The organism is Streptomyces sp. NPDC028907 (genome assembly GCF_055564995.1).
In genome coordinates, this window is record NZ_JBVHVE010000017.1 from 164,542 (window position 1) to 176,467 (window position 11,926).

General features: G+C 69.3%; 7 protein-coding genes and 1 pseudogene. 5 read left to right on the plus strand and 3 right to left on the minus strand.

The window, feature by feature from the left end; all coding sequences use genetic code 11:
- Positions 1–275: 275 nt before the first annotated feature.
- A complete protein-coding gene (locus ACZ4UU_RS38255; RefSeq protein ID WP_471908030.1) occupies positions 276–3,716 on the minus strand; it encodes a glycoside hydrolase family 3 C-terminal domain-containing protein in 3,441 nt (1,146 codons plus the stop codon).
- Positions 3,717–4,011: 295 nt separating this feature from the next.
- Between ACZ4UU_RS38255 and ACZ4UU_RS38260 the strand changes: the two genes are divergently transcribed.
- Positions 4,012–5,196, plus strand: coding sequence for an ROK family protein (locus ACZ4UU_RS38260; protein ID WP_471908031.1), 1,185 nt, complete (start codon positions 4,012–4,014; stop codon positions 5,194–5,196).
- Positions 5,197–5,478: 282 nt separating this feature from the next.
- On the opposite strand, the gene ACZ4UU_RS38265 is transcribed toward ACZ4UU_RS38260, so the two are convergent.
- Positions 5,479–6,393, minus strand: coding sequence for an aminoglycoside phosphotransferase family protein (locus ACZ4UU_RS38265; protein ID WP_471908032.1), 915 nt, complete (start codon positions 6,391–6,393; stop codon positions 5,479–5,481).
- Positions 6,394–6,719: 326 nt separating this feature from the next.
- Here ACZ4UU_RS38265 and ACZ4UU_RS38270 point away from each other — a divergent pair, with 326 nt between their 5' ends.
- The 4 genes and pseudogenes from ACZ4UU_RS38270 (at position 6,720) to ACZ4UU_RS38285 (ending at position 9,261) form a co-directional block, all read left to right on the plus strand.
- Positions 6,720–6,956 carry a DEAD/DEAH box helicase family protein gene (locus ACZ4UU_RS38270; RefSeq protein WP_471908033.1) on the plus strand — a complete coding sequence of 79 codons (237 nt, stop codon included), beginning with the start codon at positions 6,720–6,722 and terminating at the stop codon, positions 6,954–6,956.
- Positions 6,957–7,356: 400 nt separating this feature from the next.
- Complete coding sequence (locus ACZ4UU_RS38275; RefSeq protein ID WP_471908034.1) at positions 7,357–8,289, plus strand: aminoglycoside phosphotransferase family protein; 933 nt, start codon at positions 7,357–7,359, stop codon at positions 8,287–8,289.
- A gap of 51 nt (positions 8,290–8,340) precedes the next feature.
- Positions 8,341–8,757, plus strand: a pseudogene (locus ACZ4UU_RS38280) (zinc ribbon domain-containing protein); the annotation flags it as partial.
- Positions 8,758–8,766: 9 nt separating this feature from the next.
- Entirely contained in the window at positions 8,767–9,261 is a 495-nt protein-coding gene (locus tag ACZ4UU_RS38285; protein ID WP_471908035.1) for an NUDIX hydrolase, read from the plus strand.
- Between the two features lie 193 nt (positions 9,262–9,454).
- Here the strand turns inward: ACZ4UU_RS38285 and ACZ4UU_RS38290 are convergent, their stop codons facing one another.
- Entirely contained in the window at positions 9,455–11,746 is a 2,292-nt protein-coding gene (locus ACZ4UU_RS38290) for an exo-beta-d-1,3/1,6-glucosidase (protein WP_471908036.1), read from the minus strand.
- Positions 11,747–11,926 lie beyond the last annotated feature (180 nt).

Consider the following 11,926-nt stretch of genomic DNA (forward strand, 5'->3'; position numbering starts at 1 on the left):
TACGTCGCCCAAGGCTTCGCCGTGCTCCTTCATTGAATCGTTCACTGGAACGCCACCTCCTCGTGGTGGGAACGCGTGGCTGTGTCACGACGGATGTCGGTGGCGGCTTCGGGGGCCGGGGGCGGGTCGGCGGTCTTGACGGGTTGGTGCACTGGGTTCCCTCCGCGGGTGGGGTCGGGTGGGTGAGGTGTGTGCGGCCGGAGCAGCACCCGTGGGGAGGTGTGCTGCTCCGGCGGTGCCCTGTTCGCAGCGAAGCCGCGGGAGGGCGGTCCGGGTCAGCTGATCGTGGCGGCGAAGAGGTGCAGGTTCTGGTTGTCGGGCAGGGTGATGGAGGCGACCTGCTTGCCCGCGGTGAGCGGGACCGCGTCCGTGAAGAGGCTCACGGGCTGGTCCTTCCGGGTGCCGTCGCCCTGGTTCAGGTACGCGGCGGTCGCAGCGAGCGTGCCGCCGTCCACCGGCTGGCTCGACCACCAGTCCGCGAAGGACACCCTCCCTGTGGATGTGCTGCCGTCGGTGTAGGTCACGGTGAGCTGTCCGCTCTGCGTGCCGCTCGCTCCCGCTCCCAGCAAGGACAGCTTCGTGCCCGAGCCGTTCATCCCGATGATCTGCCCAGCGGCGTTGACCTGGTTCGACTTCCCCGGCGGGACGTCGGGCCAGGTGAACGTCGATGTTCCGGCGGTGATCGTGCTGCCCGGCCTCACGCCGACGGCGGCCAGCGCCTGCGCCGAGTAACTGTTCCCCCAGCCGTCGAAGTTGCCCGCCGAGGTGTCGGAGTCGTCGGTGACGCCGACCTTGTCGTACGCGGCCGCCAGGTCGGAGTAGGCGACGGTCAACGTGGCGGAACCGCTCGGCTGCGGGCGGCGGTCGGAGCCGGTGAATGCCGTGGTCGCCGACAGTGTCGCCGCGCCCCCGGGCGTGTCGGCGGGCACCGTCACCGACCAGCTGGTCGACACCGTCTGCCCCGGGCCAACCCGCGGGAAGCTCTTCGGGGACTTGGCGGTGGCCTTCCAGCCGCGCGGCACGGTGAGGGCGGTGACGGCATTGCGCACGGGCACCGTGGCGCCGTTGGTGAACCTCGTGGTCACCGACACGTTGGAGCCCTGCTGCGCCGACGTCGGAGACTTCACCGTCGTGTACTGCGTACCGTGGGTCACCGTGCGCGCGACGCGGAAGGTGTCCGAGAGCGGCAGGGAGCGCGAGGAGTCTCCGACGCGCACGGTGTAGGTGCCGGCCGCGAGTGTCCAGCCCTGGGCGGAGGTGTTCCAGTACGAGGCGTCCTGGGCGTTGATGTCGAACGTCACCCTCCTGGTCTGGCCGGGCCGCAAGTAGACCTTCTTGAAGCCCTTCAGCTGCCTGGGCGGCTCACCGGTGGTGGCCGGAGCGCTGAGGTACAGCTGCGCGACCTCGGCGCCCGCCCGCGACCCGGTGTTGGTCACGTCGACGCCGGCCCGGATGTGTCCGTTCCCCTGCATCGTGGGTGCCGACAGGCGCAGGCCGGAGAACTTGAACGTGGTGTAGGACAGGCCGTGGCCGAACGGGAAGAGCGGGGTCAGCTTCTTCGCGTCGTACCAGCGGTATCCGACCTTCAGGCCCTCCGAGTACTGCACCTTGCCGTCCGCTCCGGGCCACTGTGCTTCCGTGGCGGCGGGCACCTGGTCGAGCGAGGTGGGGAAGGTGACGGGAAGTTTGCCGGACGGGTTGGTGTCGCCGAACAGCAGTGCGGCAATGGCGTTGCCGGCCTGCTGGCCCGGGTACCAGGCTTCGAAGACGCCCTTGACCTTGTCGATCCACGGCATGGTGACCGCGGAGCCGGTGTTCAGGACGACGATCGTGCGGGGGTTGGCTGCCGCGACGGCGTCGATGAGGTCGTTCTGGTCGCCGGGCAGGCCGATGTCGGCCAGGTCCCTGCCTTCGGAGGCGTAGTTGTTGGCGTACACCACCGCGACGTCGGACTTCGCGGCCAGCGCCGCGGCCTGCTGCGTCAGCGCGGCGCTCGGCGGCATCCAGCCGAGGCTGACGGAGCCGCCGCCGGTGCCCTGGTAGTAGTCGACCTCGATCCGCACCGGCTTGCCCGCGGTCAGCTCGACCTTGGCCGTCTCGGTGGTCGCCCCCTGGTCGCGCCAGTTGTCGATGACCTGCTCGCCGTTGATGAACAGCCGGCTGCCGTCGTCGCTGGTGAGCCCGAAGGTGTACGTGCCGGTGACCGGCGGGGTCACCGTGCCCGTCCACTTCGTCGAGAAGTTCGTGGCGGGCAGGCCGGAAACAGGCGTACCGAGCCAGTCGAACTTCACCTGCCGGTCGGTCCGCGTCGCGGCCGGTGGCCCCGACAGCGTGGTGTTCGTGTAGTACTCGCCCTTCAGGCCGTGGCCGGTACCCGACGGTGGCGTCAGGTACTGGCTGTCGATCGCGGGCAGGGCGCCGTAGTCGCCCGTGGTGCCGGTGTTGCCTTGCGCGTACCGCACGTCCACGCCGGATCCGGCGCGTGCCTTGATGCCGTCGTACGGGGTGACGGTTCCGGTGCCGGAGACCGCCGCGCTGCCGCCGCCGGCGCTCATCGTGTTGTCCTTGGCGCCGTTGCCGATCACCGCGATCGAGCGCACCTTGCTCTTGTCCAGGGGCAGGATGTTCCCGGCGTTCTTCAGCAGGACGGTGCCGTCCTCGGCAACCTGCTTGGCGACCGCGACGTGCGCTGGGGTGGACGCGTGGGCGTCGGGGGTGTCCGCCGACGGGTGGTCGAAGAGCCCGAACCGGAACTCCTGGCGGAGGATGCGGGTGACCATGTCGTCGACGCGGCTCTGCGCCACCCGGCCGTTTTGCACGGCTTGCTTGAGCGCGGCGCCGAAGAACGAGTCGTTCGGCATCTGCATGTCCATGCCCGCGTTGGCGGACTGCACGGTGCTGTGCGTGCCGTCCCAGTCGGAGGTGATGAACCCGTCGAAGCCGAAGCCGGTCTTCAGGATGTTGTTGAGGTAGGCGTTCTCGCAGGCGTACGTTCCGTTGACCGACGAGTACGAGCACATCGCCGAGGAGGGGCGTGCCTTGGCGACGATCGTGCCGAAGGCGGCGGTGTAGATCTCGCGTACCACCCGGTCGTCGACGATCGCGTTGTCTGCGGGCGTGTTGCGGTTGGTCTCCTGGTTGTAGACGGCGAAGTGCTTGACCTGGGCCATGACGCCCTGCGACTGGATGCCTTCGATGTCGGCGGACCCGATCTCGCCGGTGAGGTGCGGGTCTTCGCTGTAGGACTCGAAGGCGCGGCCCCACCGCGGGTCGCGCACGATGTTGACCGTCGGGCCGAGGTCGACATCGACGCCCTTCGCCTTGTCCTCGGCCCCGATAACCCGCCCGTACGACTTCGCCAAGGACGTGTCGAAGGAGGACGCGACAGCGGCCGCCGCAGGAAGCTGGGTCGTGTCCCTCATCCGCACACCGACCGGGCCGTCCTGCATCTTCAGCGCCGGGACACACAGCCGGGCGATGCCCGGAATCAGGCCGGCGTACGAGGAACTGGCCGTGCCGTGCACCATCTGGATCTTCTCGTCCAGCGTCATCCGGGCGAGCACCCGCTCGGCGCGCTGGGTGGGCGTGGCGCGCTGTCCGACCCACGGGCAGTCGGCGTTCGCGGTCGCCGCCGGTGCGGTGGTGGGGGCGATCAGGCTGCCGCCCAGCGCGGCGCAGGCCGCGGCGATCACGGCGGGCCATCGCATCAGACGCATGGCGACTCCTTTCGGTTCGTTGGGGGGAAGCCGCGCCGAACGTGCCTGACGCGTGCGATGAATAATGTTGCTTACGGACAGAATTCGGACGCCTTCGCGCCACGCCTCTCACGAGAGAGCCGCTGGCAAGTCGTCAGACTTCCGGAAGTAAGGGAGCGCACGGGGACGAGCCATGCCGAAGATCCAGGATCACTGGCCGGGTAATGCTAAGAATCTCTTTATTTACGCGTCAACCCTCTTGTATTTTTGATTATTGACGACGTAATTCCCTCGATGGCCGGGAGGACAGGGCGAAATGGCACAAGACAGCACGGCGGAACGGGTGCGGCGAGCCATGCGCGACGAGGTGCTCGACCATGTCCGGCGGCACGGGAGCGCGTCCCGTCCAGAGTTGGAGTCCGTGCTGGGCATGAGCCGCCCCACGGTCGCGGCGGTGGCACAAGAACTGCTGGACAGCAATTTGTTGACGGAGCATCAAGGGACGGGCGCCGGTCGTGGCCGCCCGGGTCGTCGGCTGCTGCCTCAGTACCCGCCGGGTGCCGTCGTCGGGGTGGACCTGGGCCACCGGCATCTGGGGGTCGCCGTCGCCACATTCGACCTGACCGTCCAGGCCGAGGCACGGTCCGAGGTGGACGTCGACGGTGACCCCGACGCGGCGCTGAGCACCGTGGCGCGACTCATCCGCCGACTGGTGGACGAGGTCGAGGCCGACCTTCGGGCCCACGGCACCGGGACCGGACTCGTGACCACCTGCGTCGCCGGGGTGCCGGGGCCGTTGAACGCGGCGCGGCAGGCCGTGGCCTCCCCCACCATCCTGGCCGGCTGGTCCGCCCTCGACCTGGCCGGCGAGCTGAGCGAGCGCACCGGGCTGACAGTCCATCTCGACAACGACGCGAACCTCGGCGCCCTCGCCGAGCACCGGCACGGCGCCGCCCGCGGCAACGACAACGTCATCTACGTCAAGGCGTCCGACGGAGTCGGCGCCGGACTGATCATCAACGGGGCACCAGTGCACGGCAGTTCGGGAGCGGCGGGCGAGATCGGGCACACCCAGATCACGCAGGACGGGGCCTGGTGCCGGTGCGGCAACCGAGGCTGCCTGGAGACGATCGTCTCCAGGCAGCAGATACTCCATCAGATGGCTCACCTCCGCCCGGGCGAGTCAGGGCCGCCACCGAGATTGCACGAGTTCGCCGACCACCCGGTGGCCCGGAAGATCTTCGCCGAATCAGGCCGGACCCTCGGCCGTGTCCTGGCCAACCTGTGCGCACTGCTCGACCCGGCGACCGTCGTCATCGGCGGGGAGATGAGCCAGGCGGATGCCTTCGTCGACGGCATCCGCGACTCCGTCCGGCGCCTGGCGCAGCCGGGCTTCGACGACCGCGTCCAGGTGTTGCCGGCCGCGCTGGGCCTGCGCGCCGAGCTGGTGGGCAGTCTCACCCTGGCCCGCGACATTGCCCTGCGGGCGGCGCTGACGTGACAGCTCGGATCGTCAGGCCGGTGAAGCTCTCGGCGAGTTCTGCCGCGCTCGGCCGGGGTCGACGGGCTCGAGTCCGAACGGGCTTCGGCCGCGGCTTCAGCTCTCCCCGGAGGCCATCTCCGAACTCACCAGCCTGCCTGCGCCAGCGACGTGCGTCGGTGACACCACTCGCCGGGCTGCTCACGAGGCCGGGCCACCCGCTGTAGCTCGCGGTGACCCGGCCTTCCCCTAAGTAGCAGTCAACTTGCCCCGCACGCCTCGGGAGCCTGCTCGGCCGAATCGTCAGCGGGACGCTGCGATCAGGCGTCGCAGGGCAGTGTGAGCCGGTGGACCCCAGGTGGCCTTACCCCCAGGGCGTCCGCGGACGCCGGCCTCTCCGATGCAGATGCCGCTGAGTGCGCGCAGCACCGCCCAGCCGCGGGCGCGGCGCAGGGTCGCGGCGTCCGGGGCCGGCTGGTAGGCGTCATAGAAGCGGTCGGCGGCGCCGTCCGGCAGCAGCAGCCAAGGGGCGGCGAGGTCGCAGGCCGGATCACCGGCGCAGAGTTCACCGAAGTCGATCACGCCACAGAAGGTGCCATCCGCGGTGAGGACGTTGGCCGGATGCAGGTCGCCGTGAAGCCACAGTGCCGGGCCCGCCCACTCGGGCGCGGCAACGGCGTCCTCCCAGACCGCTCGGACAGCGTCCGGATCGGGGAGCAGCCCCAGCTCGATGGCCGAGGCCAGGTGCTCGGCGAACTGCTCGGCTCGGTCGGCCAATGGCCCCCCGCTGCCACGACCGGCGGGCGCCCCGTCGGGGGCAGGTCGGTGAAGAGCTGTGAGGAAGGCGGCCAAGGCGTCGGCGGCCTCCGCGGCGCGTGTGGCGGGAGCGTGGTCGGCGGGCGTGCCCGGCACCCAGGTAGTGACGATCCAGGGCCGCGGAAACCTGTCGGAGGGCTCGCCGAGGCGCTGCGGGACGGGGACCCGCAGGGGCAGGTGCGGGGCGAGGACGGGCAGCCAGGCGTGCTCTTTACGCAACAGCGCGTCCGCATCCTGCGTCGCCCAGGGCATCCGGACGGCGAGGTCGTCGCCGAGCCGCCACAGTTGGTTGTCCCAGCCGCGCGCGCCGAGCCTCACAGGACGATCGGCCAGGTCGTGGTGCTGATCGCGCAGCAGGTCCCGGACCAACTCCGCCGTGATCTCGATCTCGGTATGGGTCATGCGGAGCAACGCTAGTCGGGCAGCGGTCGCCCCGGCTTCCTGCCCCGTTATCGCTGTCGTGCCTCGTCGGTGGCCTCCTTGTCGCGTAGGGGCCGCCGGGCAGGTCGGGAAGCTGGAAGGAGTACCGGCCGAGCATGTTGATGTGGTGCCGCACGAACGACGAGAGCCGGACCACGTCCTCGTCACGGACGTCGAACCCGTCCGCGAGACCGAGCACACGAACGTATAGAGAACAGCCAGAAAGCCGCGGGTACCGGACGGGGCATGAGGGGCAGACGCTGCGAAAGCAATGGCGTCGATGATCGGAGGACGGATACGGTCTGCCGATGCGTACGGTGATGTTGGGTGGAGCTCCCGGTATCGGTAAGTCCAGCGTGGCCGAGCGACTACTGGAACTGGCCCAGGAGGGGCCGCATCTCGTCCAATGGGTGGACGTCGACAGCCTGTGGCTGCACCAGCCATGGCGCGTCAATGAGCGGATGACAACCATGGTGCAGGCAAATCTACGTGCTGTGGCCGGCCACGCTTCCCAAGCCGGGGTCGACGTCCTGCTGATCACCTGAGTTTTCCAATCCGCAGAGATCCACCGTCTGGTCACCGGCCTGCTTCCTGCCGGCGCCGCGACGGTGTCGGTTCAGCTGCACGCGGACTACGACACATGGGTTCGACGCTTCGAGGCTGACGCAAGGCGGCCGGGACTGAACGACTTCTACCGGAGTCGATACGCGGAAGCTCAAGCCACCCCGGTCGATCATGTAGTGGATACCGATGTCGCCCCAAAGGAGGTGGCTCGCCGGGTGGCCGCTCTCATCGGAATCACCGAGCAGGAGAAGCCAGTCGCCGACGAGCCCTCCTGCTACTCCGGTTGTAGATCGCGATCTTCGTAGTGCGGGGTCTGCCGGGCGGCGGCAGTAGCCCGCTGGGGCTTGGTGGCTGCGGCGCGCCGGCGCGTAGGGTGCCGGGATGATCGCGATGCCAGAGGAGTTCGCACAGAGCACCGTCGACCGCGAGGGGGAGGCCGGGGTGGCGTGGCTCGCCGAGCTGCCCGGGATCGTGGAGGAGTTGCTGGGGCGCTGGGGGTGCGTGCCGGATGGCGCGGTCATGCATGGGGGCGTCGGTGTCATCGTTCCAGTACGGCGGCGGGCTGAGGAGAGCGCCGTGCTGAAGGTGTCGTTTCCGCATCCCGGCAACGTCCATGAGCCGGATGCGTTCGTTGCCTGGGGCGGGTGCGGTGCCGTCCTGCTGCATGAGCGTGACGATGATCGGTTCGCGATGCTGCTGGAGCGGGTTCAGCCGTCGACCCTGGCGGAGGTCGAGCACGGCGACGAGGTGGTGAGGGTCGCCGGGCGGCTCAATCGCCGCCTGGCCATCCCCGCGCCGCCCGGCCTGCCCCGGCTGTGTGAGCAGGCCGATGCCTGGGAGGAGCAGCTACGCAAGGACGCCGAGGAGCTGCCGCATGCGCTGCCGCGTCAGGTGCTGGATGCCGCCGTGGCGACCGTTCGGGAGCTGGGTCGAGCCCAGCCGGACACCCTCATCCATGGCGACCTGCATGCCCGGAACATCCTGCGTGCCGGCCGAGAGCCGTGGCTGGCTGTCGACCCCAAGGGGTACGTGGGAGATCCCGCCTATGACGGCGGCACACTGCTGAAGTCCCGCGCGCTGACGCTCCTTGAAGCGGATGACCTGCGCAAGGCTGTCCACCGCGTCTTGGACGTCTTCGCCGAGGCCGCGGAACTCGACCGTGAACGCGTCGCGCGGTGGGCCCAGTTCCATGCCGTCCAGGCTGCGTTCTGGGGCCGCCGCCACGGCTTTCGTATCGCCCGCAGCGGCCCACGGCTGGACTGGCTCACCGAATTCGCTGACCTTCTGGCGGAGTTGCTCACCGAACGCTCGTAGAGCGTGATGGTGCTGGCCGGGTCCGGTGGGTGGGCGAGTGCGGCCATCCCGACGGGCATTCGTGAGAGGGTACGGCTCCGCAAGCCCCAACGGGCCACCCACTCCAGCTGGTCCTTTCACCAGCTGGGGGCGTTCATCGCGTACAGGGCCCGCCGTGCGGGAGTGCCGGTGGTGTACGTCGATCCGGCGTACACCTCGCGCACCTGCGCCGAGTGCGGTCACCTTGACAGGGCGAACCGGGTCTCCCAGGCCCGGTTCGCGTGCCGGTCCTGCGGATTCGTTGATCACGCGGATCGGAACGGCTCCCGCAACATCCGCGCCCGTGCGGGGGAGTTGTGGCGACGCGGGGCCCCGTCAACGTCCTTTCCCACCCCGGAACAGCGGGGTGGGACTGGACGCGAACGCAGCACCATCGCCAGTGATGCCCGTTGCGCAAGCCCGTCGCTTCAGCGACGGGTAGTTGACTAGCGTGTCCGGATGCCCTCTGTGAGCCTGCGACGTTCAGTCCGCGCGATCATCCTCGATGAGGACGACTGCATCCTTCTCTGCCGGTTCGCCATTCCAAAGCTGGCAGGAACCGTGGTGTGGGCAGCTCCCGGGGGAGGAATCGACCCTGGCGAGACGCCACTTGCCGCCCTCCGCCGTGAACTGCTCGAAGAGGTCGGTCTTGTCGTCAGGAGCGATCCGCCGCATGTCTGGCACCAGGAGGTCGTGGCGCCTGGTCACGCCGAAGGCTACGACGGGGTCATCAACGACTACTTCCTTGTACGCACTGTCAATTACAGTCCGCGCGGGACTCTGACCGACGACCAGCTTGCCGCGGAGCACATCAGCGGGATGAGGTGGTGGCACCCGAATGAGGTCGATGCTTATGCCGGTCCCGACCTGTTCTCCCCGCGAGACCTCGCAACGCCTTTGACGGCATTGATCACCTCTGGTGTTCCAACCGGACCGGTGCGGCTCGGCCTGTGAACAGGCAGGCCGGTCACGGTGCGAGCAGGACCCGCTTTCGCAGGAGGGCGAAGCCGGCGCGGCCGAGCGGCTGCCGCTTGAGCGTCCCGCTCGCGAAACGCCCCTACGACCTGCGGCACTCGGCGCAGTCCAGCACAAGGAGTCCGGTATCTCGGACGCTGAGCCTCACGGGACGGTGGCAGCGTGGCGGACGTCATGGCCGGCTGAGGGTGAAACGGGCGCGAAGCAGGTCGGCGGCGCGTGAGCTGGGGCCGACGAGCAGGTCGAACGCCCCGGGCTCGACGATCCGGCGCCCTTCGGCGTCGACCAGGGAGCATGCCGCAGCGGGGATCGCCAGCCGGACCCGCACGCTGGCGCTGGCTGGAACCGTGACCTGCCGCCAGGCCTTGAGTTCCCGCTCCGCCCACGTGACGCTCGTGACCAAGTCGCTGATGTAGGCCTGCACGGTCTCCAGTACCGGCCGAGTGCCGGTGTTGGAGACGGTGACTTCGGCGCGCACCACTCCGTCCAAGGCGACGACTTCATCGAGGACGGCCAGGTCGCTGTACTCGATGGTGCTGTAGGACAGCCCCTCCCCGAAGACGAAGAGTGGTTCCTGGGTCAGGTCCGCGTAGCGGTCACCATGCTGGCCGCGCACCTGGTTGTAGTAGACGGGCTGCTGCCCGACATGGCGTGGCACGGTCAGGGGCAGGCGTCCCGACGGCTCGATGAGACCGAGCACGAGCTCGGCGACCGCCTGGCCGCCTCGCATGCCCGGGTTGAACGCCTCGATCAGCGCTGATGCCGCCAGCGCGGCGTCGGGGAGTACCGAGGGCTTGCCGTGGACCAGCACCACGACGACGGGTGTGCCGGTGTCGACGAGCGCCTCGAGGAGGGCGACCTGTCCGCCCTGCAGCTCCAGGGTCGCGGTCGAGCAGGTTTCACCCGTCAACGCGACGGTGTCTCCGACGACGGCGACGACGTAATCAGCCGCGCGCGCGAGGCTCACCGCCTCCGCGAGCTGGGCCTCGTCCACTGGGGCGGGCGCGAACAGGGGCGGGCGTGGCTGTCCGTCGGGGTACAGCGGTCCTTGCGGGTCCGGCACGAGGTGCCCGATGTCGGCGCCGCGGGCGTGGGTGACCGTCCACCCGTCGGGAACGGCTGCGCGGAACCCGTCGAGCACGGTCGTGACGGTCTCGCGCGGGTGTCCGTCCGGCATCCAGTCCACCTGGCCGGATGCGCCGGCCCAGTCGCCGAGCATGGCCTGCGGGTCGTCGCCGTTGGGGCCGATCACGGCGATCGTGCGAGGGCCCCCGGCGGTGACGGTGTGGCCCTGGCCGTCTACGGCCAGTCCGCCGTCGAGGGGCAAGGTGCCGTCGTTGCACAGCAGCACCAGGGACCTTCGGGCGAGTTCGAGGTTGAGGGCGGTGTGCTCGGCGCACCCGATCACGTCGGCCTGGCGTGCCCGGTCCGGCGCGCGGGGGTCCTCGAACAGGCCCAGTTCCAGTTTCAGTCTCAGGATCCGCCGGACCGCCTCGTCGATCTCCTCCTCTCGCAGCCGCCCCTGCGCTACTGCTTCCTGGGCGCCCTCGAAGAAGTCGGGGGTGGTCATCACCAGGTCGTTTCCGGCACGCACCGCGACTGCCGCGGCCTCCACGGCGTCCGCGCAGACCTTCTGCTCCCACACCATCCGGCCCACGTTGTCCCAGTCGGTCACGAGCGTGCCGGTGAACTCCCATTCGCCCTTGAGGACGTCGTTCAGGAGCCACCTGTTCGCCGTGATCGGGACCCCGTCCATCGCCTGGTAGCCGAGCATGAACGTGCGGCAGCCCTCGCGAGCAGCCCTCTCGAACGGTGGCAGGAACCATGAGCGCAGCTTGCGCCGGCTCAGGTCCGCCTCGCTGGCGTCGCGTCCTCCCTGCGTCTCCGAGTAGCCCGCGAAGTGCTTGGCGCAGGCCAGAATCGCTGTCGGGTCGTCCAGTCCCGCTCCCTGATACCCGCGGACCATCGCCGCACCCAGCTCCCCGATGAGCAACGGGTCCTCCCCGAAGGTCTCGTTCACACGGCCCCATCGCAGGTCACGGATGATGCACAGCACCGGCGAGAAGGTCCAGTGGATACCCGTCGCGGCGACTTCCACCGCGGTGGCCCGGGCCATGCGCTCAACGAGCGCGGTGTCCCAGGTGCAGGCCATCCCCAACTGCGTGGGGAAGATCGTGGCACCCGGCCAGAACGAGTGGCCGTGGACGCAGTCGTCAGCGACGAGCAGCGGGATGCCCAGCCTGGTGGCTGCCGCCAACTTGACGGCAGCGTGCATGCGTTCGGGCGAGGCATGCAGGATCGACCCGGCCAGCTTCGTGGCCACGGCGTCCTTCAAGTCGCCCCGGGCGTCCAGTTGCAGCATCTGTCCGACCTTTTCCGGCAGCGTCATGCGGGCGAGCAGATCCTCGAGGCGTTCCTCGAGCGGCCTCGAAGGGTCGCGATAGGTCGGCGAGGTCGTGGGCACTGAGCCCACCGGGTGGTCCGGGCGAGAGAAAGACTGCGCTCCTGCCCCCTGGCACGCAGTTGCCGGGTTCCGGTGTGCTTGTGAACTCATGAGTTCGATCTCCTGGGAAGCTGTCGGGACGGCGCATCCGGGTGTCGTCGCCCTCAGCCTGATGCGCCGCCATTACGACTTCGGTGATGA